The sequence below is a fragment of the Streptomyces sp. NPDC026377 genome (assembly GCF_055567715.1).
The window spans coordinates 461,699-486,171 of sequence record NZ_JBVHPV010000002.1 but is presented as its reverse complement, the minus strand read 5'-3'; the positions used below and the strand labels follow the sequence as shown (position 1 = coordinate 486,171).

Annotated in this window: 19 protein-coding genes; 13 read left to right on the top strand and 6 right to left on the bottom strand. The window is 71.0% G+C overall.

The features are described 5' to 3' along the window. Positions 1–134 precede the first annotated feature (134 nt). The 5 genes from ACZ4MU_RS06270 to ACZ4MU_RS06250 all read left to right on the top strand — a co-directional run bounded on the left by ACZ4MU_RS06270 (position 135) and on the right by ACZ4MU_RS06250 (position 5,173). Complete coding sequence (locus ACZ4MU_RS06270; protein ID WP_467871616.1) at positions 135–887, top strand: GntR family transcriptional regulator; 753 nt, start codon at positions 135–137, stop codon at positions 885–887. Between the two features lie 310 nt (positions 888–1,197). Continuing rightward, complete coding sequence (locus ACZ4MU_RS06265) at positions 1,198–1,377, top strand: SPOR domain-containing protein (protein WP_467871614.1); 180 nt, start codon at positions 1,198–1,200, stop codon at positions 1,375–1,377. A gap of 101 nt (positions 1,378–1,478) precedes the next feature. Further along, complete coding sequence (locus tag ACZ4MU_RS06260; RefSeq protein ID WP_467871611.1) at positions 1,479–1,907, top strand: (deoxy)nucleoside triphosphate pyrophosphohydrolase; 429 nt, start codon at positions 1,479–1,481, stop codon at positions 1,905–1,907. Between the two features lie 139 nt (positions 1,908–2,046). Next, positions 2,047–2,442, top strand: coding sequence for an ATP-binding protein (locus tag ACZ4MU_RS06255; protein ID WP_467871609.1), 396 nt, complete (start codon positions 2,047–2,049; stop codon positions 2,440–2,442). Between the two features lie 166 nt (positions 2,443–2,608). After that, on the top strand, positions 2,609–5,173 hold the full coding sequence (locus ACZ4MU_RS06250; protein WP_467871606.1) for a SpoIIE family protein phosphatase: 2,565 nt from the start codon (positions 2,609–2,611) through the stop codon (positions 5,171–5,173). Between the two features lie 61 nt (positions 5,174–5,234). Here ACZ4MU_RS06250 and ACZ4MU_RS06245 read toward each other — a convergent pair whose 3' ends face one another. Both ACZ4MU_RS06245 and ACZ4MU_RS06240 read right to left on the bottom strand, forming a co-directional pair. Next, entirely contained in the window at positions 5,235–5,942 is a 708-nt protein-coding gene (locus ACZ4MU_RS06245) for a PspA/IM30 family protein (RefSeq protein ID WP_467871603.1), read from the bottom strand. After that, positions 5,939–7,990, bottom strand: coding sequence for a TPM domain-containing protein (locus ACZ4MU_RS06240; RefSeq protein ID WP_467871601.1), 2,052 nt, complete (start codon positions 7,988–7,990; stop codon positions 5,939–5,941). Before ACZ4MU_RS06240 ends, ACZ4MU_RS06245 begins: the two co-directional genes overlap by 4 nt. Positions 7,991–8,131: 141 nt before the next feature. On the opposite strand from ACZ4MU_RS06240, the gene ACZ4MU_RS06235 reads away from it, so the two are divergent. Next, positions 8,132–9,190: a glycoside hydrolase family 18 protein gene (locus ACZ4MU_RS06235; RefSeq protein ID WP_467871598.1), complete on the top strand. Its 1,059-nt coding sequence runs from the start codon at positions 8,132–8,134 to the stop codon at positions 9,188–9,190. 64 nt (positions 9,191–9,254) lie between these two features. On the opposite strand, the gene ACZ4MU_RS06230 is transcribed toward ACZ4MU_RS06235, so the two are convergent. From ACZ4MU_RS06230 to ACZ4MU_RS06215, 4 genes are read right to left on the bottom strand one after another with little or no spacing between them, the layout of a single operon-like run. Continuing rightward, complete coding sequence (locus tag ACZ4MU_RS06230; protein WP_467871595.1) at positions 9,255–10,031, bottom strand: succinate dehydrogenase/fumarate reductase iron-sulfur subunit; 777 nt, start codon at positions 10,029–10,031, stop codon at positions 9,255–9,257. Further along, on the bottom strand, positions 10,028–11,977 hold the full coding sequence (locus ACZ4MU_RS06225; protein ID WP_467871592.1) for a fumarate reductase/succinate dehydrogenase flavoprotein subunit: 1,950 nt from the start codon (positions 11,975–11,977) through the stop codon (positions 10,028–10,030). The genes ACZ4MU_RS06230 and ACZ4MU_RS06225 overlap by 4 nt, the downstream gene beginning before the upstream one ends. After that, positions 11,977–12,795, bottom strand: a complete 819-nt coding sequence (locus ACZ4MU_RS06220; protein WP_467871590.1) for a hypothetical protein — start codon at positions 12,793–12,795, stop codon at positions 11,977–11,979. Before ACZ4MU_RS06220 ends, ACZ4MU_RS06225 begins: the two co-directional genes overlap by 1 nt. A 22-nt stretch (positions 12,796–12,817) precedes the next feature. Beyond that, complete coding sequence (locus ACZ4MU_RS06215; RefSeq protein WP_358836310.1) at positions 12,818–13,105, bottom strand: hypothetical protein; 288 nt, start codon at positions 13,103–13,105, stop codon at positions 12,818–12,820. 311 nt (positions 13,106–13,416) lie between these two features. Here ACZ4MU_RS06215 and ACZ4MU_RS06210 point away from each other — a divergent pair, with 311 nt between their 5' ends. The 7 genes from ACZ4MU_RS06210 to ACZ4MU_RS06180 all read left to right on the top strand — a co-directional run bounded on the left by ACZ4MU_RS06210 (position 13,417) and on the right by ACZ4MU_RS06180 (position 24,445). After that, positions 13,417–15,936: an ABC transporter family substrate-binding protein gene (locus ACZ4MU_RS06210; RefSeq protein WP_467871587.1), complete on the top strand. Its 2,520-nt coding sequence runs from the start codon at positions 13,417–13,419 to the stop codon at positions 15,934–15,936. Between the two features lie 307 nt (positions 15,937–16,243). Beyond that, positions 16,244–18,151: a translational GTPase TypA gene (gene typA / locus ACZ4MU_RS06205; protein WP_389890161.1), complete on the top strand. Its 1,908-nt coding sequence runs from the start codon at positions 16,244–16,246 to the stop codon at positions 18,149–18,151. 456 nt (positions 18,152–18,607) lie between these two features. Next, positions 18,608–20,227, top strand: coding sequence for a peptide ABC transporter substrate-binding protein (locus ACZ4MU_RS06200; RefSeq protein WP_467871583.1), 1,620 nt, complete (start codon positions 18,608–18,610; stop codon positions 20,225–20,227). Between the two features lie 146 nt (positions 20,228–20,373). Continuing rightward, entirely contained in the window at positions 20,374–21,300 is a 927-nt protein-coding gene (locus ACZ4MU_RS06195; RefSeq protein ID WP_467871581.1) for an ABC transporter permease, read from the top strand. Next, on the top strand, positions 21,293–22,234 hold the full coding sequence (locus ACZ4MU_RS06190; RefSeq protein ID WP_467871579.1) for an ABC transporter permease: 942 nt from the start codon (positions 21,293–21,295) through the stop codon (positions 22,232–22,234). The genes ACZ4MU_RS06195 and ACZ4MU_RS06190 overlap by 8 nt, the downstream gene beginning before the upstream one ends. Positions 22,235–22,248: 14 nt before the next feature. Beyond that, the gene (locus ACZ4MU_RS06185; protein ID WP_467871576.1) at positions 22,249–23,304 is read left to right on the top strand and encodes an ABC transporter ATP-binding protein; all 1,056 of its coding nucleotides are present in this window, start codon (positions 22,249–22,251) and stop codon (positions 23,302–23,304) included. Then, positions 23,297–24,445, top strand: a complete 1,149-nt coding sequence (locus ACZ4MU_RS06180) for an ABC transporter ATP-binding protein (protein WP_358836002.1) — start codon at positions 23,297–23,299, stop codon at positions 24,443–24,445. The genes ACZ4MU_RS06185 and ACZ4MU_RS06180 overlap by 8 nt, the downstream gene beginning before the upstream one ends. Positions 24,446–24,473: the final 28 nt, after the last annotated feature.

The window sequence follows — 24,473 nt, the reverse complement described above, 5'->3', positions numbered from 1 at the left end:
GGGGTAGCCCTACTCGCGGTATCCGCTGGGCACGGGCAAGATCATCACTTCGGGTGAATGTCTGGCCATGGCTTGCTGCGCACAACCCACGGTTGCCACGCTGTTGCAGTCTGTCAACCTGATGGGAGTGGCCAGTGACTTTCGGTGAGCAGCCGGCTTATCTGCGCGTAGCCAGCGATCTCCGGCGGAAGATCGTCAGCGGGTCGCTGCCGCCGCATACCCGCCTCCCCTCCCAGGCCCGTATCCGCGAGGAGTACGGCGTCTCCGACACGGTCGCCCTGGAGGCGCGCAAGGTCCTGATGGCCGAGGGTCTGGTCGAGGGCCGCTCCGGGTCGGGTACGTATGTGAAGGAGCGCCCCGTCCAGCGACGGGTGGCCCGTTCCGGGTTCCGCCCGGCCAAGGGGGCCAGTCCGTTCCGTCAGGAGCAGGCCGAGGACGGCGCCCGGGGCACCTGGGAGTCCAACAGCGAGCAGGAGCAGGCGTCCGCCGAGATCGCCGAGCGGCTCGGCATCCACCCCGGCGACCGGGTGATGCGCACCCGGTACGTGTACCGGGACGCGGGCGAGCAGATGATGCTCTCCACGTCCTGGGAGCCGCTCGCGGTGACCGGGCGCACCCCGGTGATGCTGCCCGAGGAGGGTCCGCTCGGCGGGTGCGGCGTGGTGGAGCGGATGGCCGCGATCGACGTGGTGGTGGACAACGTGGTGGAGGAGGTCGGCGCGCGCCCGGGGCTGGCGGAGGAGCTCATGGCGCTCGGCGGGGTCCCGGGCCATGTGGTGCTCGTCATCGAGCGGACGTACTACGCCTCGGGCCGCGCGGTGGAGACGGCCGACGTGGTGGTCCCCGCCGACCGCTACCGGATCGCCTACCACCTGCCGGTGAAGTGAGGGCCTGCTGTCCGGTGGCGGGTGGCCCCCTCCCGCCTCTCGCCCACGGGTGGGGTGGCGCCTCCCGACTGCCGTTGACCGGTGGTGAGGCCGCCGTGTCGCCGCAGGGCTGATCCGGCGTCAACTTCCTTGGCGGGGGCGCACTCCGAAGAGTACGCCCCCGCCGCTCTGCCCCGCTGTGGCCGGATCCGTATCTCTTCGTGAGAACACGGATCCGCTGAGTGAAGGTCAGGCGTAGGCTCGGGCATATGCGGAATGCGGTTTCCTGGGGATCTTCACCGACCTGCACGCCGACAGCGGGAGGGGCGCGATGAGCGACGGTGGCGTGGTGCTTTCCTGGCAGGTCATACGGCAGGACGACAACGGCAACCGCTACCGCGTCGGACGGTACGCCACCCGGGCCGAGGCCCAGAAGATCGTCGACAGCCTCGACGACCTGGGACATCACCGGCTCTACTGGGTCGAGCGGATCGCCCAGCCGGCGCGGTAGCGAGGCGCCCCACAGGGCGGACGGGGAGGCGGACGCGGAGGCGGAGCCCGGCGGCGGCCCGCGGGACCGGACTCCGCCCGGCGCGGGTTACGCTCCGGCGCATGGACGTTCGTGTGGTGGTGGCCGGAGCCGTACTCGACCGGGGCAGGCTGCTCGCCGCGCGCCGAAGTGCCCCGCCCGAGCTGGCCGGGCGCTGGGAACTGCCCGGCGGCAAGGTGGAGCCGGGCGAGCGCCCCGAGGACGCCCTGGTGCGCGAGCTGCGCGAGGAACTGGGCGTGGAGGCCGAGCCGCTGGAGCGCATCGTGGGGGAGTGGCCGCTGAAGCCCGGGCTCGTCCTGCGGGTGTGGACCGCCCGGCTGGTCTCCGGCGAGCCCCTGCCGCTGGAGGACCACGACGAGCTGCGCTGGCTCGGCCCCTACGAGACCGACCAGGTCGACTGGCTGCCGCAGGACCGGCCGGCGGTGGCGGAGGCGGCACGTCTGCTCGCCGGGGGCGTCCGGGCGGCGCACGAGGGCGCGCCGGGTCGCTGAGCGCCCCTCCCTCACCGGGTGCCCCTACGCCGTTCGTGCCACCATGCGCCCCACCAGGGGATAGCTGAACGCAAATATCGGGTATGTGGCTATTAATCCTTCCAAACCCCCCGAAGAGTCGGATGCGGGTGAGAGCGGCGTGATCGACACATCCGGCGGCTGCGCCGAGTGGACTTTTCCGGCGGAGGCCAACGCCGTGCGCACCGCGCGCCACGCCGTCCGGGACACCCTGCGCGGCTGGGAGCTGGACGCGGCCGCCAGCGATGTGGCGGTGCTGCTGGTCAGCGAACTCGTGACCAATTCCCTGCGGTACGCCTCGGGTCCCATCGGCGTCCGGATGGCCCGGCCGGACCCCGGCGCCCTGCTGGTGGAGGTCTCCGACCCGCTGCCCGAGGAGCCCGTCGAGCGGGACGCGGGACCGGACGACGAAGGGGGCCGGGGCCTTCAGCTGGTGGCCTGTTCCGCACGGCGCTGGGGAACCCGGCGCGGCAGGACGGGCAAGACCGTGTGGTTCGAGCTGGCCCTGCCGGGTTAGAAGGAGGGAGGGACGAACGATCACCCCCTTCCGGATGGCGACGCCGGGGGCGGCCGGAAAAGAACGAGACCGGGATGTGATCGTGAACGCCGTGTCGGTGGCGGCCGTAGTACTGAATACTGCGGTCAAGGCCGGTCCGGTGCGGTGAGCTGGAGGGGACGGTCGCGTGAGCGAGATACCTGGGACGGCGGGCGGCGTCGTGTGGCAGAGCAGTCCGCCTGGCTCGATCTATGACTACATCAGGGTCGCCTCGTTCTCGATCGGGCCCGACGGGCTGGTCGAGCAGTGGAGCCGACGGGCCGAGGAGCAGTTCGGGCTGTCCGCCCGCGAGGTCGTCGGACTCGACCCGGTCGATGCCTTCATGCCCCCTGAGCTGCGCACCCAGGGCCATCGCCGGGTCGCCGAGATCCTGGACGGGCGCGAGTGGACCGGCCTGGTCCCCTTCCGTACGCCCGAGGGCCAGGGCCGGCACGGACTCGCCGAGCTGTATGTGATGCCGAGTGAGACGGCGGCGGGGGAGCGCGGCGCGCTCTGCATCGTCGTCGACGTACGGGCGCTGCGCGGGATAGAGACCGACCTCGCCGCCTCGCAGGCCATTTTCGGACAATCTCCCTTTGGATTCCTGCTGTTCGACACGGACCTCACCGTCCTGCGCGCCAACAGGCGCTTCGCCACCGTCTTCGGCGGCGAACCGGACGAACACCGGGGCCGGACCGTCCACGACTATCTGGGCCGCGCCGAGGCCGACCGGATGGCCGCTGCCCTGCGCCGCGTCCTCGACACCGGCGAGGCCGTCACCGACCTCCAGCTCGTCGGCACCGCCCCCGGCGACCCGGCCCGCCGGCACTGGTCGATCAACCTCTACCGGGTGCACAGCGGCACCGGGCGGCCCATCGGCGTCGCCAGCCTCGGCATCGACGTGACCCGCCGCCACAACGCCGCCCGCGAGGCCGCCGACGCCCGCCGCAACCTCGCCCTCCTCAACGAGGCGGGCAACCGCATCGGCAACTCCCTCGACCTGGAGACCACCGCCCGCGAGCTCCTCGACGTCTCCGTCCCCGGCTTCTGCGACCTGGCCTCCGTCGACCTCTACCAGGCGCTGCTCGCCGGGGACGACGCCATCCAGAACCGGGTCGACGGCAAGGCCGAGCTGCGCCGGGTGGCCTTCGCCAGCGCCGTCTCCGACGCGCCGCCCACCCTCACCGGCGGCACCGCCCCGCCCGTGTCCGTCTCCGTCGGAGACGTCCACCGCTACCCCTTCCACTCACCTTGCGCCGACGCCCTGCGCACCGGCCGTCTGCGCGCCGTACCGGGCGACGAGGGAAGCCTGGTGCACACCACGCTCGCGGTGCCGATGGTCGCCCACGACACCGTCGTGGGCCTGGTCCAGTTCTCCCGCGCCAAGGGCAGCGAGCCCTTCGGCGAACGCGACCGCGCCCTCGCCACCGAACTCGCCTCCCGCGCCGCCGTCTGCATCGACAACGCCCGCCTGTACCGGAGGGAGCACGAACGCGCGCTGATACTCCAGCGCTCCCTCCTCCCGCCCGGCGACCCCGAGGCCGCCGGGCTCGACATCGCCTGCCGCTATCTGCCGGGCAACGCCGCCACCGAGGTGGGCGGCGACTGGTTCGACGTCATCGAACTCCCCGGCCACCGCACCGCGCTGGTTGTCGGGGACGTGATGGGCCGGGGTCTGCGGGCCGCCGTCGCCATGGGCGAACTGCGCACCGCCGTACGGACCCTGGCCATGCTCGACCTGGAGCCCGCCGAAGTGCTCTCGCACCTCGACGAGATCGCCCGGGGCCTGGGCGACCCCGGCGGCCCCGACCGTGCCGGGGCGGGCAACCGGCGCGGGCGTCCCGGGTCCCGCTCCGCCCACAAGTCCCGTGAGGCCGACCTCTCCGAGGTCTACCTGGCGACCTGTGTGTACGCCGTGTACGACCCGGTGACGCGGCGCTGCACCATCGCCAACGCGGGCCATCTGCCCCCTGTCCTGGTCGAGCCGGGTGAGCCCGCGCTGTTCCTGGACGTGCCGCCCGGGCTGCCGCTGGGCGTGGGCGGCGAGCCGTTCGAGGAGATCGAGGTCGACCTTCCCGAGGGCACCCTGCTCGCGCTCTACACCGACGGGCTCGTGGAGTCCCGCGACCACCCCCTCGACGAGGGACTGCGGGCCTTCCGCAAGGCCATCAGCGACCCCGTCGCGGGCCTGGAGGACGTCTGCGACCAAGTCCTCAACACCCTCGACACCCGCCACGGCGAGGATGACATCGCCCTGCTCATGGCCCGTATCCAGGGCCTGCCCATGGACGCCGTCGGCGACTGGCGGCTGCCGCGCTCGCCGCGCTCGGTCGGCCGCGCCCGGGAACTCGCCCGCACCCAGCTGCTCGCCTGGGACCTCGGCGACCTCGTCGACACCACCGAGCTGCTGGTCAGCGAACTCGTCACCAACGCCCTGCGGTACGGCGAGGGCGAGGTGCGGCTCCGGCTGCTGCGCGACCGCACGCTCGTCTGCGAGGTGTGGGACGCGGGGTTGGTCCAGCCGAGACGGCGGCGGGCCCGGGACACCGACGAGGGCGGCCGGGGGCTCCAGCTCGTCGGCCTGCTGAGCGCGGCGTGGGGCTCACGCCGCACCCCGCGCGGCAAGACGGTCTGGTTCGAACTGGCACTCCCGGACGGCGAGTCCACCCCGGTCGCCGAACTCACGGAGGAGCAACTGCTCAGCATGTACTGAGCCGGGGGGCCGGGGCCTTGGCCATGGGCGGCCCGCCCACGCGCGGGGCGCGTCCCCGTCCCTATGTCGTCGCCTTCAGTGCCGCCAGCCGCGCCTCCACCTCCGCCGTCTCGCCCGGCGCGTCCAACTGCTCGAACTGGGCGTCGAGGGAAGACTCGGTGAGCCGGGCCGTACCCCGCGCCCGTGCCTCCTCGCGCCGCAGCTTGTCCTCGAAACGCCGTATCTCGTACGCCGGGTCGAACAGGTCGACGCTGCCCAGCCCGTCCGGGACCCGGCCCGCCGGTGCCGCCCCGTCCGCCACCGCGACCTCCTCCGCCCGCAGGACGTCCAGCTGGGACTTCATCCGGGCGAGGCCGGACCCGAGCCGCTCCGCCACCTCCGTCTGCGTGGCGATCACCGGTTCCACCACCCGCGCCTCGTTCTCCGAGCGCACCTGGCGGCCCAGCGCCACCTTGGCCAGATGGTCGAACCGGTCGGCCTCCCTCGCCGACCCGTCCGCGCGCAGCCCGTCGGCCTTCCTGCTGGCGGCGACCGCCTGGGCGCCCCACTCCTTGGCGGCGGCCAGGTCCTCGCGCCGGTCGGCCTCCAGCAGCCGCAGCCCGCGCAGCGTCGAGGCGAGGGCCTCCTCCGCCACGGCGATGGCGCCGGTGTACTCCCGGATGAGCTCGTCCAGCATCTTCGGCGGGTCCTCGGCCTGGTCGAGGAGCGCGTTGACGTTGGCCTTCGCCAGCAGGCCGACGCGGCCCAGTACCGACTGCCTGTCGCTCATGGCTCTTCTCCTTGCCCCGAAGGGTTCCCGTGGTCCGAGGGGGTGCCGCGTTCCCCGCCGCCCCCGCGCTCCGGAAGCCTTCCGTTTTCGCCGAAGGTCCTCGGCGCGTCCTCCTCGACACGTACGTCCGTGTCCGCGAGGGCGAGTGCCTGGCGCGCCAGGGCGTCCGCCCGCAGCGCCTCGGCGAGGGCGCCGTCGGCGTCCGGTACGGCCGTTCCGGCGGCCCGGGCGAGATGGCGGCGGGCCTCCGCGAGCCGGGTGCGGGCCGCGCGGCCGACCGCGTCCCGGTGGGCGGTGACACGGTCGTCGGCCGCCGCGACGGCCGCGCGGGCCGTGAACACCGCCCGGTCCAGGAGCGCACGGGCGTGCTCCACGCCGCCGTCGCGCTCCCGTACGCCCAGGGCCGTCAGGGCCTCGCCCAGGGCCGCCTCCGCCCCGACGATCCGGCGCAGCGCGTCGAGCGGGTCGTACGGACCGGCCGCCCGTGCCCGTCCCACGCCGATGAGCACCGTCTCCGCCCGGGCGATCCGCTCCGGCACAAGACCGGCGGGGCCGGAAGAGCCGGAGTGCCCCGCGGGGGCGCTCGCCTCCCGTGCCGCCGCCACCTCCGCGCGCGCCCCCGCCAGGGCCGAGGGCAACCGCTCCACGGCGCCGGCGAGTTCACCGGCGCGCCGGTCGACCCCCTCCACCAGGGCGGTCACCAGGGCGACGGCGCTCTCGGCCGCGCGCACCCGCGCCGCGGCCTCGCCCGGGTCCTGGGCGTCGAGGGCCTGGCGGGCGGCGTTGAGCGAGGCCGTGGCCGCGACCAGGTACTCCTTGGCCTCCTCGACATGGCGCTCGACGGGCGCGGTCGCACCCCGCGCGTACCCCTGGCGCAGTGCGGTCAGGGTCGAATCCGCGGCGGCGGTGCGCCCGGTGAGCGTGCGGAAGGCCGTCTCGACGCCCTCGAGCGCCGGTGCGGGGTCCTGCTCCAGCGCGCGCAGTGCGTCGAAGGCCTCCGACTCCTCGTCCAGACGGCGGCCGGCCGCCGCGCAGCGCGCGACGATCTCCCGCAGCGTCCGGCGCCGCGCCGCACCGCATTCCTCGGGCCGCTCCGGTTCGCCGGGCGGGGCCGGTCCCTCCGGAAGGGCCGGTCCCCGCGGTGGCGGGTCGTCGTCGAGCTGCTGGCGCAGCCGGAACGCGGTGGCCAGTTCGGACCGGGCGTACGCCAGGGCCCCGGCGAAGGGCCGGGTGGCCGCCTCCCCGAACCGCGCGCGTGCGAACCCCAGTTCCTCGTCACTCGTTCGAATGGCGTCATCGGTGGCGACCAGGGTCCGGTCCGCCTCGGCCTCCAGGGCGGCCAGGTCCGGCGGCGCCGTCTCCGGCTCCCACTCCCGGGCGCCCGCGCCGTTGCCGCTCGCGGGTGTCGTCCGGGTCGCGGCCCGCCGTCTGCGGCGCGTGTACGCGTACCCGGCGGCCAGGCCCGCCCCGGCGAGGACGGCGACGGGCAGCACATAGTCACCGGCCACGGTGGAGCCGTCGCGCCTGCCCGGCCCGGCCAGGGCGGCGTCCAGGCCCTCGGCGGCGCCCACCGCCGCCCCGGCCCAGTCGCCACGCCGCAGGGCGGGCTCCACCGACTCGCGGGCCACCTCGCCGAGCACCTGGTCGCTGAGCGGGAAGTCCTGGTCGACCGAGTAGGCATAACTCCGGGTGTCCGTCGCCACGGCCAGCAGGACGTCGTCGCGGCCGAGCCCGTTCTGCTGCGCGGTGGTGTCGGCCCAGTCCTGGGAGGTACGGCCGGAGAAGTCGTCCACGTACACCGCGAAGAGCTGGATCCGGCGGTCCTCGTGGAGGCGGTCGAGCGCGGCGGCCACCCCGGGCGCGCGGGGCCCCAGCGCGTGCGCCCGGTCGGTGATCCGGCCGCTCGCGGCGAGCGTGACCGGGTCCTCCGCCCGCGCGGGGCCCGCGCCGAGGAGCAGCGCCCAGCACGTGGCGATCAGCACGGCCACCGGGGCCCGGACGGCCCGGACGGCTGTGCGGGGTCCGGTGCGACTGACACGCGGCGTCACATTTGTGAGCGTATGGCGGTATCTGGCGCTCCGCGACCGGGAGGGGGCACCCGGAACCCCTCGGCCCGCCCTTCCCGCTCGTTGGGCAGCGCGCCACCGGGAGGTCATACTTCCACGGCACACTGACAGTCAGGGGTACTCGTGCGGACAGCAATATCGGCCGGAGTCGACGGTCTGCGCCGGTGGTCGCGGCGCCCGGCACGGACGTGGGTGCGGCGTGCCGCGCTGGCGGCCGTGCTCCTGGTGATGGCGCCCATGGTGGTCGGCGCGGTGGCGCTGCGCAGCAGCTACGCGGGCGACCCGGGCGACGGCACCAGGTCGCGCGGGCGCGACGCCATCTGGCTCGGCCACGCCTGGGTCGACGGCCGCAAGGGGGAGGGCGACCTGGACGCCTTCGCCGCACGCGTACGGGAAACGGGGATACACGACCTGTACGTCCACGCCGGACCCCTGGAGCACGACGGGACGCTGCCCCCGTCCCGCTTCCCCAGGGCGCGCTGGCTGGTCGACGGGGTGCACCGCAGGCTGCCCGGAGTCCGCGTGCAGGCGTGGCTCGGCGACAAGCTCGCCACCGAGGGCCCGACGGGTCTGCGCCTGGAGCGGGCGGCGACGCGGACCGCGATGGTGGACTCGGCGCGCCGGGCCCTGGCGGACGGCGGCTTCGACGGCGTCCACTTCGACCTGGAGCCGATGCCCTCGGGCAGCCGCCCCTTCCTGCGCCTGCTCGACGCGGTACGGCCCGTCACGCGCGCGCACCACGCGACGCTGTCGGTCGCCGCGCACCAGATCGACCCGGTGCCCCGGCTGCACTCCGCCGCGGGCAGAATCGCCGGACACCCCAAGTGGTGGTCGCAGGCGTACTTCGGGCAGGTGGCCGAGCGGGTCGACCAGATCGCGGTGATGTCGTACGACACCTCGATGCCGCTGGAGAGCCTGTACGGCGGCTATGTCGCCCAGCAGGCCTCGCTGGCCCTGGAGGTGACGCCCGAGGACACCGACCTGCTGATGGGGCTGCCGTTCTTCCAGACGGAGACCATGGGCCACCACGCCTCGGCCGAGACGGTCAAGGCGGCGGTGCGCGGGGTTCGGCTTGGCCTGGGCCGCACCGACCGGCACCGCGAGCACTTCGGCGTGGCGCTCTACGTCGACTTCACCGCGCGCGACCGCGACTGGGCCGCGTACGACAAGGGCTGGAACTGAACAAGGGCTGCGCGCCTCGGCGGGGCCCGGCATCGACCGATGCCGGGCCCCGCCGCTTTCGGTACTACTGGCTCCCCGGCCGACGGCCGATCCTGCTGCCCAGCCAGACCAGCGGGTCGTACTTGCGGTCCACCGCGCGCTCCTTCAGCGGGATCAGCGCGTTGTCGGTGATCTTGATGTGCTCCGGGCAGACCTCGGTGCAGCACTTGGTGATGTTGCAGTAGCCGAGGCCGTGTTCGTCCTGGGCGGTGCGCTTGCGGTCGAGGCCGTTCTCGTCGGCCGCGTCCAGCGGGTGCATGTCCAACTCCGCCACCCGCATCAGGAAGCGCGGCCCGGCGAAGGTTGCCTTGTTCTCCTCGTGGTCGCGCACCACATGACAGGTGTCCTGGCACAGGAAGCACTCGATGCACTTGCGGAACTCCTGTGAGCGCTCCACGTCGATCTGTTGCATCCGGTACTCGCCCGCCGCGACCCCCTTCGGCGGGACGAAGGCGGGAACCTCGCGCGCCTTCTCGTAGTTGAAGGAGACGTCGGTCACCAGGTCGCGGACGATCGGGAACGCCCGCAGCGGGGTGATGGTGACCGTCTCCTCGCGCGCGAAGACCGACATCCGGGTCATGCACAGCAGCCGGGGCCGTCCGTTGATCTCCGCCGAGCACGAACCGCACTTGCCCGCCTTGCAGTTCCAGCGCACGGCCAGGTCCGGCGCCTGGGTGGCCTGGAGGCGGTGGATGATGTCGAGGACGACCTCGCCCTCGTTCACCTCCACCGTGAAGTCCTTCAGGGCGCCCCCGCTAGTGTCGCCCCGCCAGACCCGGAAGCTCGCTGCATACGTGGTCACTCGTAGAGCTCCTCTTCGGCGAGGTACTTGACCAGCTCCTCCTTCTCGAAGAGGGCGAGCAGGTCGGCACGGACGGGTTCGGTCTCCTCGCGTGTCAGGCGGATCTGCCCCCGGACCGGATCGGCCGCCCCGGGGTCCCCGGTGGGGTCGGCCAGCCGGCACAGCAGGTTCGCCCGCCGCCAGCCGCGGTCCATCGCGGGCCAGTCCTCGCGGGTGTGGCCGCCCCGGCTCTCGGTGCGTTCCAGGGCCGCGCGCGCCACGCACTCGCTGACCAGCAGCATGTTCCGCAGGTCCAGGGCGAGGTGCCAGCCGGGGTTGAACTGGCGGTGCCCCTCCACCCCCGCCCGCCGGGCCCGTACGCGCAGCTCGCCCAGCTTCTCCAGGGCCTGCCGCATTTCCGCGTCCCGGCGGATGATGCCCACCAGGTCGTTCATGGCCTGCTGGAGCTCCTGGTGCAGGGTGTACGGGTTCTCCGGCGCGGCGCCCGCGGCGCCGGCCGGTTCGGCGCTGAAGGGCCGCAGCGCCTCGGCGGCCGCCAAGTCCACCTGGGCCTCGTCGACGGCCGGGCGGGTGCTCGCCAGGGCCGAGGCGTACCCGGCGGCGTGCAGCCCGGCCCGGCGGCCGAAGACCAGCAGGTCGGAGAGGGAGTTGCCGCCGAGGCGGTTGGAGCCGTGCATCCCGCCGGCCACCTCGCCCGCCGCGAAGAGCCCGGGCACCCCGCGCGCGGCGGCGGTGTCGGAGTCGACGGCGATGCCGCCCATCACGTAGTGGCAGGTCGGGCCGACCTCCATCGGCTCGGCCGTGATGTCCACGTCCGCCAGCTCCTTGAACTGGTGGTGCATGGACGGCAGCCGGCGCCGGATGACCTCGGCGGGCATCCGGGTGGAGACGTCCAGGAAGACACCGCCGTGCGGGGAGCCGCGGCCCGCCTTCACCTCGGAGTTGATGGCGCGGGCGACCTCGTCGCGCGGGAGCAGTTCGGGCGGGCGGCGGTTGTGGTCGGGGTCCTCGTACCAGCGGTCGCCCTCCTCCTCGGACTCCGCGTACTTCTCCTTGAAGACGTCCGGCACGTAGTCGAACATGAAGCGTCTGCCGTCGGAGTTGCGCAGCACCCCGCCGTCGCCGCGCACCGATTCGGTGACCAGGATGCCCTTGACCGAGGGCGGCCAGACCATGCCGGTGGGGTGGAACTGCACGAACTCCATGTTCAGCAGCGGCGCCCCGGCCAGCAGCGCCAGCGCGTGGCCGTCGCCGGTGTACTCCCAGGAGTTCGACGTCACCTTGAAGGACTTGCCGATCCCGCCGGTGGCCAGGACCACCGCGGGGGCCTCAAGGACGAAGAACCGGCCGGACTCGCGCTCGTAGCAGAAGGCGCCCGCCACCCGGTCGTCCTCCTTCAGGCTGTGTTCTTTCAAGATCCGGGTGACCGTGCACTCCTGGAAGACCTTCAGGCGGGCCTCGTAGTCGCCGAACTCGCGCTTGTCCTCCTGCTGGAGCGCGACGATCTTCTGCTGGAGGGTGCGGATGAGCTCCAGGCCGGTGCGGTCGCCGACGTGGGCCAGGCGCGGGTACTCGTGGCCGCCGAAGTTGCGCTGGGAGATCCGGCCGTCCGGCGTACGGTCGAACAGGGCGCCCCAGGTCTCCAGCTCCCACACCCGGTCGGGCGCCTCGCGCGCGTGGAGCTCGGCCATCCGCCACTGGTTGAGGAACTTGCCGCCGCGCATGGTGTCGCGGAAGTGCACCTGCCAGTTGTCGCCGGAGTTCACATTGCCCATGGAGGCGGCGATGCCGCCCTCGGCCATCACCGTGTGGGCCTTGCCGAAGAGGGACTTGCAGATCACTGCGGTACGGGCGCCCTGCTCGCGGGCCTCGATCGCGGCCCGCAGGCCCGCCCCTCCGGCGCCCACCACGACCACGTCCCACTGCTGCCGTTCCACGTGCGTCATCAGAAGAACCTCGGATCGTCGAAGGCCCCGGTGGCGAGGAAGTACACGTACAGGTCGGCCAGCGAGACGCTGATCAGCGAGGCCCAGGCGAGCAGCATGTGATGGCGGTTGAGCTTCCCGGCCCAGCTCCACATCCGGTAGCGCACGGGGTGCTGGGAGAAGTGCCGCAGCCGCCCGCCGACGATGTGCCGGCAGGAGTGGCAGGAGAGGGTGTACGCCCAGATCAGCACGATGTTGACGGTGAAGACCAGGGTGCCCAGACCCATGTGGCCCCACCGGTGGTGCGCGTCGCGGTAGGCGAGCACCGTGTCGTACGTGAGGAAGGCCGCGACCGGCAGTGCGAAGTAGAACGTGTACCGGTGGATGTTCTGGATGATCAGCGGGAAGCGGGTCTCGCCCGTGTACTTCTTGTGCGGCTCGGCCACCGCGCAGGCGGGTGGCGAGGCCCAGAAGCCCCGGTAGTACGCCTTGCGGTAGTAGTAGCAGGTGCCGCGGAAGGCGAGCGGGAAGATCAGGATCAGCAGCGCGGGGGACAGGCCCCACCAGCTGCCGAAGAGGTCGGCGTTCGGGCCGCCCCGCATCGGGACGCAGTTGTCGGCGACGCACGGCGAGTAGAACGGCGAGACGTAGGGAGCGGCGTAGTAGTCGTCGTTCGCGAAGGCCCGCCAGGTCGAGTAGACGACGAAGGCGAGCAGTCCGGCGGCGGTCACGGCGGGCGCCAGCCACCAGCGGTCGGTGCGCAGATGGCGGGGCGCGATGGCGGCGCGTGAGGCGCCGGACACGCCGGTGAGCGGTTGGGGTTCGGTGCCTGTGGCCAACAGTGGCTCCCGTTCCGTTCAGTCAGGGGGCGCGCCGGTCGCGGGCGCCCAGACCTTCGTCGTCCGAGTCCGTCCACAGCGAGGTGTCGTACGGCGTGTCCGGGATGGTGAGCAGGTCGGGGCGCGCCTCGGTGGCGGGGGCCGCGGTCTGGCGCAGCAGCGCGACGCTCTCGCGCAGATGGTCGGTGTCGGTCCGTATCCGGCGGATGTCCAGGCCGTCGTCGCCGATCTGTTTCTCCAGCCGCCCCACCGACCTGACCAGGTCGTCGAGACAGCGCTGAACTGCCGTCAGCTCCTCGTGCAGGGACATGGCGTGCCTACCTTCCGCAGTGGCGGGCGGCGGTGACCGGTCATGTGGGAGGGCGACCTCCCGTCCCCCGAAAGGTCATGCGCCTGAGAGTGTCGCGCGTCACTTCCGTGGTTGTGAAGGTGTGTGCACCGGGTTCCCGGGGCGCACACCCCGTCGCACGCGCCCCTCGTTGCGCCGCATGGGTGGGATCCGGCCGCCGCCGCGCCGTGTCGCCGTACGGGCGGGGGCGGCGTCCTCTTCAGTGGGTGGGCAATACGTGTGATCATCGCGAAATGCCACCAAGTAGATAAAACTGACGAAGAGGTACAGACATGCCCCACGTCGGCGTCCAGCGCGGGAGGGCATCTTCCCGGGCGACCCGTACCGTCGCCGCGATCCGCACCGTCGCGTCGCTCCGGTCCGTCGCGCTCCTCACCTCCGGTGTGCTGGCGCTTCCCGCCCTGACCGGCTGCTCCTCGGGCGACGACGAGGCCGGCGCGGTCGTCGCGCCCCAGGACATCGGCGCGGCGGCCCGGCCCCAGGTCGCCGACGGGGGAACCCTGCGCTGGGCCGTCGACGCGATGCCCCAGACGCTCAACGCCTTCCAGGCCGACGCGGACGCCGCCACCGCGCGCGTCACCGGCGCGGTGCTGCCGTCCCTCTTCACCCTGGACGAACGCGGGCGCCCGCAGCGCAATCCGGACTATCTGGAGAGCGCGGAGGTCGTTCAGCGCGAGCCCAAGCAGGTCGTGCTCTACAAGCTCAACCAGAAGGCGGTGTGGAGCGACGGCCGCGAGGTCGGCGCACCCGACTTCGTCGCCCAGTGGCGGGCGCTGAGCGGGCGCGACACCGCGTTCTGGACCGCGCGCAACGCCGGGTACGAGCGGATCGAGAAGATCGAGAAGGGCGCCAACGACCTGGAGGTCAAGGTCACCTTCGCCAAGCCGTACGCGGACTGGCGCGCCCTGTTCAGCCCGCTCTACCCCAAGGACGTCACCGGCACGGCGAACGCCTTCAACGACGGCGCCCGCGGCAAGCTGAAGGCCACCGCAGGACCGTTTCTCCTGAAGGCCTCCGACCGCGACAGGGGCACCCTCACCCTCGCCCGCAACCCGCGCTGGTGGGGCCGGCCCAGCAAGCTCGACGAGCTGGTCTTCCGGGCCGTGCCGCGCGACAAGCGGGTCGCCGCCCTCGCCGACGGCAGCCTGGACGTGGCCGAGATCGACCGGTCCGCCGCCGACCGCATCACCCAGGCCGGACGCGACAAGGACGCCGGCCGGGGCGCCGACGGCCCCGGCATCGCGCACGGCGCCGACGCCGCCCTCACCCCCGCCTCCGCGCTGCGCTCCTGGGCCGTCGCGCACGGCTCCGACGAGGAGCGGGCCGAGGCCGAGGTGCGGGTGCGCAGGCAGAGCCGCGAGGCCGTCGCCCGGTACGCGGACGAGCAGACGGGCCTGGCGCGGCTCACCATCCGCAAGTCCCTGGAGCCCGCCTACACCCAGCTCGCCCTCAACGGCAGCTCCGGCCCGCTCTCCGACGAGCGGGTGCGCCGGGCGGTGGCCCGGGCGCTGGACCGCCAGGAGCTGGCGGAGATGGTGCTCAAGCCGCTCGGGCTGCCCGCCCGGCCCCCCGGCAGCCATCTGGCGCTGGCCGGCCAGCCGGCGTACGCCGACAACAGCGGCGCGCTCGGCGGCCAGGACACCCACGAGGCGCAGGCCCTGCTCGCGGACGCGGGCTGGACCCCCGGCGGCGCCCGGCAGAAGCCCGGCACGACCAAGGCGGGCAGCAAGGCGTCCGGCGCCGGCGCGGACGGCGACGCCAAGCGGGAGAGCGCCGGGGACGACGGCACCTACATCGTCGGCGACGACAAGAGCAAGCGGGTCCGGTCGAGCCCGAACCTGTACTCCGTGGGCGGCGCGAAGGTCGGCGAGGGCCCGTACTACGCGGACGAGGACAGGCCCGAGGGCTCCTCGCGGGGCCGGGAGGGCTCCGACGCGGGCGACGACAGGCCGGGCGACAACCGGCCCGGCGGCTCCGGCCCCGGCGCCGACACGCACGTACTCGCCCCGGCCCGCGCCGCCGCCCTCCAGGAGATCGCCCTGATGCGGCAGGCCGACGCGCTGGACGAGGCCGGCTCCGGCCACCGGGGCGCCGCCGACCGGGACGAGGCGGGCGGCGGGAAGGAGCGCGGCACGGGCCGCGACGCCCACCGCACCGAGGCCCAGCACAAGGGGGGCGCCCCCGGCGCGTACGCCCCCAAGGGCACCGCGGCCCCGGCGGCGGGCGGGCCGCTCGGCAAGGACGGCAAGCCGCTCACCCTGCGGTTCGTCCTGCCGTCGGGTCCCGGCTCCGAGTCGCTGCGGGCGGTGGGCGACCGGATCGCGCAGATGCTCAGGGCCGTCGGGATCAGCACCGAGGTCTCCAAGGTGGCCGACGACAGCTACTTCAAGGACCACATCGCCTCGGGCGACTTCGACCTGGCGCTGTACTCCTGGCCCGGCACCGCCTACCCGGCCACCGACGACCGGCCGGTCTTCGCCAAGCCCGAGCCCGCCTCCGACGGCTCGCTGGTCGTCGAGCAGAACTACACCAGGGTCGGCACCGACCACATCGACCAGCTCTTCGACCAGGCGGCCGGGGAGCTCGACGAAGGCGAGGCGCGCGATCTGGTCCGCAAGGCGGACGCCCGCATCTGGGCGGCGGCCGGTTCCATCCCCCTCTACCAGCGCCCCCAGCTGGTCGCGGTGAAGCCCAATGTGGCCAACGCGGGCGCCTTCGGGTTCGCCACCCCGCTCTTCCAGGACATCGGCTTCAAGAAGTCGGGTATTGCCCCGAAGAGGTCTGAGAAGTAACGGAAAAGATCACCGCTCGCCCTGAGAAACAGCAGGTCACAACCTCAGAACTGGCTCAAGTCCCTTGCCCGTCGGTCCGCCGGCGGGCAAGGTCGTACCTGCCCTTGACCCGGCCATGGGGCGGCCTCGACCAGGGCTGCTCCGCAGCTCCCCGCACCCCGAGAAACGATCACAGGTTCGGCCCGGGAGGCCTCCGGCGCGCCAGCCCCGTACCATAGGACTAGCCGTGGCGTGTTCGCGCCCGGCGGGCGGACGAGGCTTCGACCGTCAGACGCCTGATTCCCGATCGAGAGAAGCGCCAGCCAGCATGCCCACGCGCCACGACATCCGCAATGTCGCCATCGTCGCCCACGTCGACCACGGCAAGACGACCATCGTCGACGCCATGCTCAAGCAGGCCGGCTCCTTCGCCGCGCACGCCGCCGAGTCCCTCGACGACCGCATGATGGATTCGAACGACCTGGAGCGTGAGAAGGGCATCACGATCCTCGCCAAGAACACGGCGGTGAAGTACCACCCCAAGGACGGCGGGGCCCCCATCACGATCAACATCATCGACACCCCCGGCCACGCCGACTTCGGTGGTGAGGTCGAGCGCGGTCTGTCGATGGTGGACGCGGTCGTGCTGCTGGTGGACGCCTCCGAGGGTCCCCTGCCGCAGACGCGCTTCGTGCTGCGCAAGGCGCTCCAGCAGCGGCTGCCCGTCATCCTCTGCATCAACAAGACGGACCGCCCCGACTCCCGGATCGACGAGGTCGTCAACGAGACGTACGACCTGTTCCTGGACCTGGACGCGGACGAGGACCAGATCGAGTTCCCGATCGTCTACGCCTGCGGCCGCGACGGCATCGCCTCGCTGACCAAGCCGGAGGACGGCACGGTCCCGGCCGACTCCACCAGCCTGGAGCCGTTCTTCTCCACCATCCTGGAGCACGTCCCGGCCCCGACGTACGAGGAGGACGCGCCGCTCCAGGCCCACGTCACCAACCTCGACGCCGACAACTTCCTCGGCCGCATCGCGCTGCTCCGCGTCGAGCAGGGCGAGCTGCGCAAGGGCCAGACCGTGGCCTGGATCAAGCGCGACGGCTCGATCTCCAACGTCCGCATCACCGAGCTGATGATGACGGAGGCGCTCACCCGCAAGCCCGCCGAGGTGGCGGGCCCGGGCGACATCTGCGCGGTCGCCGGTATCCCGGACATCATGATCGGTGAGACCCTCGCCGACCCCGAGAACCCGGTCGCGCTGCCGCTGATCACGGTGGACGAGCCCGCGATCTCCATGGTGATCGGCACCAACACCTCGCCGCTGGTCGGCCGTGGCGGCACCGGCAAGGGCGCCTCCGCCAAGGCGGCCGTCAAGGACCGCAAGGTCACCGCGCGCCAGGTGAAGGACCGCCTGGACCGCGAGCTGATCGGCAACGTCTCGCTGCGCGTGCTGGACACCGAGCGCCCCGACGCCTGGGAGGTGCAGGGCCGCGGTGAGCTGGCGCTGGCCATCCTGGTCGAGCAGATGCGCCGTGAGGGCTTCGAGCTGACCATCGGCAAGCCGCAGGTCGTCACCAAGCTCGTCGACGGCAAGGTGCACGAGCCGGTCGAGCGCCTCACGGTGGACGTGCCCGAGGAGCACATGGGCGCCGTCACGCAGCTCATGGGCGTCCGCAAGGGCCGGATGGACAACATGTCCAACCACGGCTCCGGCTGGGTCCGCATGGAGTTCGTCGTCCCGTCCCGCGGCCTGATCGGCTTCCGTACGGAGTTCCTCACCGGCACGCGCGGCACCGGCATCGCGCACTCCATCCACGAGGGCCACGAGCCGTGGTTCGGCACCCTGACGACCCGTAACAACGGTTCGCTGGTCGCCGACCGCGCGGGCGCCGTCACCGCCTTCGCGATGACCAACCTCCAGGAGCGCGGTGTGCTCTTCACCGACCCGGGCACCGAGGTGTACGAGGGCATGATCGTCGGCGAGAACTCGCGCGCCGACGACATGGACGTCAACATCACCAAGGAGAAGAAGCTCACCAACATGCGCTCCTCCTCCGCCGACTCCTTCGAGGCGATCGTCCCGCCGCGCAAGCTCTCCCTGGAGCAGTCCCTGGAGTTCTGCCGCGACGACGAGTGCGTCGAGGTGACCCCGGAGGCCGTCCGTATCCGGAAGGTCGTCCTGGACCAGAAGGAGCGCGGCCGCACGGCCTCGCGCGCCAAGCACGGCTGAGCCAGGGCCCTTAGGGCTTCCACGGCCCGGCCTCCCGCGATCTTCGCGGGGGGCCGGGCCGCTGTCGTACGGTGGGGTCCGCCGGGGGCGCGCACCCTGCCTTCCGCGCCTCGCGCGGTCAAGTTGTTTTCCCCTACACGCTGTTCGGATATCGAGCGTCGCTCTCCGGAAGATGTGTTAACGGTCCGTTTCGGGGGTGTCTGTCTGTGCTCTGTTTGTCCGGATTTCGGACTGTTGGCCTGACCTGATGTTGTCAAAACGAGACCCTTTAAGTGTGGTTTACAGCCCGGCCGTACTTAATAGTTGGCTCCACTGAGCTCGGGTCAATGGGTCACGCACTGTGGGGAGTGCCGACTCACGAGCACACTCGGGGCGTTTGATCGATCGCCGTCAGGGGTGTCGGCGATCTTTTTGTGCCCCTCTTGTTGTGACAAGTGGACTCATGAGGAGGAACCCATGCGTGGTGCCAAGAGCGCCAAGTGGGTCGCGGGTGCGGCGATCGTTGCCCTGGCTGCGACCGCCTGTGGTGGCGGCGACGGTGACAGCAAGGGCAAGGGGGGTTCGGACGGCGTCATCTCCATGGAGATCGGCGAGCCGCAGAACCTGCTCGTGCCCTCGAACACCTACGAGACCGAGGGTGGCGAGGTCGTCAAGGCCGTCTTCACCGGTCTCACCAAGCTGAACGAGAAGAACGAGGTCGTCAACGACCTGGCGCAGTCGATCGAGACCAAGGACTCCAAGGTCTGGACGATCAAGCTGAAGCCCGGCTACACCTTCCACAACGGTGAGGCCGTCACGGCGAAGTCCTTCGTCGACGCCTGGAACTACGGCGCCAACCAGGACAACGCGCAGCAGACCAACCCGCTCTTCTCGCACATCGCCGGTTTCAAGGACCTGAACCCCGGCAAGGGCAAGAAGGTCGCCACCAAGGAGATGTCGGGCCTCAAGGCCGTCGACGACAACACCCTCCAGGTGACCCTGGAGACGCCGTTCTCCGCCTTCACCTCGCAGCTCTCCTTCTCGGCGTTCATGCCGCTCCCGAAGGTGTTCTTCGACAACCCGAAGGCCTTCGGCGAGGCGCCGATCGGCAACGGCCCGTACAAGATGTCGGGCAAGTTCCAGCACAACGACAAGATCTCCGTCGTCAAGTACGACAAGTACCCGGAGGCCTCGAAGTACGAGGTCAAGGGGATCAACTTCAAGATCTACTCGAACTCCGACACGTCCTACAAGGACCTGGTCGCGGGCAACCTGGACATCGACGACTCGATCCCGACGTCCGGCCTGGCCACGTACAAGAAGGACCTCGGCGAGCGCGCGATCGACGAGTCGGACTCCGGCGTCGGCTACATCGGCTTCCCGCTGAAGTACAACGACGCCTTCAAGAACAAGGACCTCCGCAAGGCGATCTCGATGGCGATCGACCGGAAGGCGATCGCCGACAAGATCTTCCTCGGCTCCCGCATGCCGGCCGACGACTTCATCAGCCCGATCATCACCGGCTACCGCCAGGGCGCCTGTGCCGACGCGTGCAAGCTGGACGCGGCCAAGGCCAAGGAGCTCTACGCCAAGAGCGGCGGCCTGCCGAACAACACGCTGGAGATCGGCTACAACGCCGACGGCGACCACAAGGGCTGGATCGAGGCGGTCGCCAACCAGATCCAGCAGAACCTCGGCATCAAGGTCACCGCGAAGCCGTTCGAGCAGTTCCAGACCATCCTGAACGACCTGGACGCCAAGAAGTACAGCGGCGGGTTCCGTATGGGTTGGAACATGGACTACCCGAACGCGGAGAACTACCTGCGGCCGATCTTCTCCAAGGACGCCATCGAGAACGGCTCGAACTACGCGGGCTACACGAACGAGAACTTCGAGAAGCTTCTCGTCCAGGGCGACCAGGGCAAGACCCCGGAGGAGGCTGTCAAGGGGTACCAGGCGGCCGACGACATCCTGCTCGACGAGATGCCGTACATCCCCGTGTACTTCTACAAGCTCAACGCTGGCTACAGCTCGAAGATCAAGAGCATGAAGATCGCCGGTGGCGACGTCCTCTGGGACACCGTCAAGCTCAGCTGAGCGATCCAGCCCGTGATCCAACGGGCTGAGGGTGGGCAGGGGGAGTCCATTGGAGGTCTCTCCCTGCCCACCCTGTCTGCCGTCCAGCCGTCCGCACTGCCACCCCTCACCGGCACCGGGCGAGTCAGCACCCCTCTGGAGAACCGATGGGCCGATTCGTCGTGCGCCGTATCCTGCAGGCGATCCCTGTACTGATAGGCGTTACGTTCCTCATCTTCTACCTGGTCTTCGCACTCAAGGGCGACCCGATCCAGGCCCTGGCGGGCGAGAAGCGCGCCGACCCCAACATCGCGGCCATGCTGCGCGAGCAGTACCACCTGAACGACCCGAAGATCGTGCAGTACTGGCACTACATCAGTGGTGTCTTCACCGGTGATCTCGGCACGACCTACACCGGACGCTCGATCTCGGAGATCGTCAGCGAGCGCTTCCCGGTCACCCTTCAGCTGGCGCTCACCGCGTTCGGCATCGAGGCGGTCATCGGCATCGTCGCGGGTATCTTCGCGGCGCTGAAGAAGGGCAAGTTCCTCGACAACCTGGTCCTCATCAGCACGCTGCTGCTGATCTCGATCCCGGTGTTCGTCCTCGGCAACGTGCTCCAGCTGGAGTTCGGCGTCAAGTGGAAGATCACCCCGGTCGCCGGTGTCGACGACGGCTGGCCCACCAGCTACATGCTGCCCGCCTTCGTGCTGGCCTCGACCTCCATGGCGTACATCGCGCGACTCACCCGCGCGAGCATGATGGAGTCGATCCGCGCGGACTACGTGCGCACCGCGATCGCCAAGGGCCTGCCCCGGCGCCGGGTGATCGGCATCCACACGCTGCGCAACTCGCTGATCCCCGTCGTCACCTTCCTGGGCATGGACCTGGGTGCGCTGATGGGCGGCGCGATCATCACGGAGCGGGTCTTCAACCTGCCCGGTATCGGCGGACAGCTGGCCCAGTCCGTCTATCTGCGCGAGCGTCCCGTGGTGGTCGGAATCGTCACCCTGCTCGTCCTGATCTACCTGGTGGCCAATCTCGTCGTAGACCTTCTCTACGCCGTGCTCGACCCGAGGATTCGCTATGAGTGAGAAGACCATGGAGAAGGCCGCCCCGGCCGACGCGACGGTGAGCGACAAGGCGGCCGAGGCCGAGGAGAAGGCGGCGGCCCGCCAGGCGAGCCTGCTGCGCGACGGCTGGATGGACCTGCGCAAGCGGCCCATGTTCCTCATCTCCGGCTTCGTCATCGTGATCCTGCTGGCGCTGGCGATCGCCCCCGGCCTCTTCACCTCGCGCAGCCCCTTCAGCGACGGCTTCTGCCAGCTGCAGAACTCGATGGAGCCGCCCACCTCCGGTCATCTCTTCGGCTATGACCTCCAGGGCTGCGACATCTACACGCGTACGGTCTTCGGCACCCGGAACTCGATCATCGTCGGCGTGGCCACCACGCTGATGACGACGTTCTTCGGCGCGCTGCTCGGCATGATCGCCGGTCTGCGCGGCGGCTGGATCGACGCGATCCTTTCCCGCGTCACCGAGGTCTTCTTCGCGCTGCCGCTCATCGTCGGCGCCCTGCTGATCATGTCGATCATCGGTGGCGGCGACCCCTGGTCCGTGTCGTTCATCCTCGCGGTGCTCGGCTGGCCGCAGGTGTACCGGATCATGCGCGGCGAGGTCATCGCCAACAAGCACAACGACTACGTGATGGCGGCGAAGGCGCTGGGCGCGGACACCAAGCGGATCGCGTTCCGGCACATCCTGCCGAACACGCTCGCCCCGGTCATCGTCGTCACGACGATGAACCTCGGTGTCTACATCTCGGCGGAGTCGGCGCTCTCCTACCTCGGCATCGGCATCCAGCACCCCAACATCTCCTGGGGTCTGATGATCAGTGACGTGCAGGACCGGTTCCTGACCTCCCCGCACGCCCTGCTCTTCCCCGCCGCCGTGCTCAGCATCACCGTGCTGGCGTTCATCATGCTCGGCGACGTGGTCCGCGACGCCTTCGACCCGAAGATGCGCTAGGGAGGGCGTACTCCATGACCATCATTGAGAAAACGGCGGGTGTACCCGCCCCGCGTTCCGAGGGCGACTCCGCGCCGCTCCTCGAAGTCCGCGATCTGCACGTCGAGTTCCACACCCGGGACGGCATCGCCAAGGCCGTCAACGGTGTCAACTACACCGTCTCGGCCGGCGAGACCCTCGCCGTCCTCGGCGAGTCCGGCTCCGGCAAGTCCGTGACCGCGCAGGCGATCATGGGCATCCTGGACATGCCCCCGGGCCGCATCCCGCAGGGCGAGATCCTGTTCCGCGGCAAGGACATGCTGAAGATGTCCGGCGAGGAGCGGCGGAAGATCCGTGGCCAGAAGATCGCGATGATCTTCCAGGACGCGCTCTCCTCCCTCAACCCGGTGCTCACCGTCGGCTACCAGCTCGGCGAGATGTTCCGGGTCCACCAGGGCGCCTCCCGCAAGGTGGCCAAGGCCAAGGCCATCGAGCTGATGGACAAGGTCAAGATCCCCGCCGCCAAGGCGCGGGTCAACGACTACCCCCACCAGTTCTCCGGCGGTATGCGCCAGCGCATCATGATCGCGATGGCGCTCGCCCTGGAGCCCGACCTGATCATCGCGGACGAGCCGACCACCGCGCTCGACGTGACGGTCCAGGCGCAGGTCATGGACCTGCTCGCGGAGCTCCAGCGCGAGTACCACATGGGCCTGATCCTCATCACCCACGACCTCGGCGTCGTCGCCGACGTCGCGGACAAGATCGCCGTGATGTACGCGGGCCGGATCGTGGAGACCGCACCGGTGCACGAGCTCTACAAGCGCCCGGCGCACCCGTACACCCGGGGTCTGCTCGACTCGATCCCGCGCCTGGACCAGAAGGGCCAGGAGCTCTACGCGATCAAGGGCCTGCCGCCCAACCTGCTCAAGGTCCCCTCGGGCTGCGCCTTCAACCCGCGCTGCCCCAAGGCCCAGGACATCTGCCGTACGGACGCCCCGCCGCTGCACCAGGTCACCGAGGCCGACGGCACGGTCCTGACCGGCCGCGGCAGCGCCTGCCACTTCTGGAAGGAGACGATCCATGGCTGAGCCGGCCAAGAAGGACGAGGCCGTGGACGCGACTCCCAGCGTCACGGACGTCGTGAAGAAGGACGCCTCGACGACGACCGAGGTCGAGGCGCTCCTCGACGCCAAGGTCGACCGCGGCGAGCCGATCCTGCAGGTGCGCAACCTGGTCAAGCACTTCCCGCTGACCCAGGGCATCCTCTTCAAGAAGCAGATCGGCGCGGTCAAGGCCGTGGACGGGGTCTCCTTCGACCTCTACCAGGGCGAGACGCTCGGCATCGTCGGCGAGTCCGGCTGTGGCAAGTCCACCGTCGCCAAGCTGCTGATGACGCTGGAGCGGGCGACCGCCGGCGAGGTCTTCTACAAGGGCCAGGACATCACCAAGCTGTCCGGGCGCGCGCTGAAGGCCGTCCGCCGCAACATCCAGATGGTGTTCCAGGACCCGTACACGTCCCTGAACCCGCGGATGACGGTCGGCGACATCATCGGGGAGCCCTTCGAGATCCACCCCGAGGTGGCTCCCAAGGGCGACCGGCGCCGCCGGGTCCAGGAGCTCCTGGACGTGGTGGGCCTCAACCCCGAGTACATCAACCGCTACCCGCACCAGTTCTCCGGCGGTCAGCGCCAGCGCATCGGCATCGCCCGCGGCCTCGCGCTCAATCCCGAGATCATCATCTGCGACGAGCCGGTCTCCGCGCTCGACGTGTCGGTCCAGGCGCAGGTCATCAACCTGATGGCGAAGCTGCAGGACGAGTTCAACCTCTCCTACCTCTTCATCGCGCACGACCTGTCGATCGTCCGGCACATCTCGGACCGCGTCGGGGTGATGTACCTCGGCAAGCTGGCCGAGATCGGCTCCGACGAGGAGATCTACGAGCACCCGACGCACCCGTACACCCAGGCGCTGCTCTCCGCGGTGCCGGTGCCGGACCCGGACGCCCGTGAGCACCGGGAGCGGATCATCCTCACCGGTGACGTGCCGTCCCCGGCCAACCCGCCGTCGGGCTGCCGCTTCCGCACCCGCTGCTGGAAGGCGGAGGAGCGCTGCGCCACCGAGGTGCCGCTGCTCGCCGTGCCCGAGCGCTTCCTGGGTCAGGACACCCCGGCCGCGCACGAGTCGGCGTGCCACTTCGCCGAGGAGAAGGACGTGGTGGGCGCGGCCTGACCGCGTCCCGCCCGCGCCGCACCGAAGG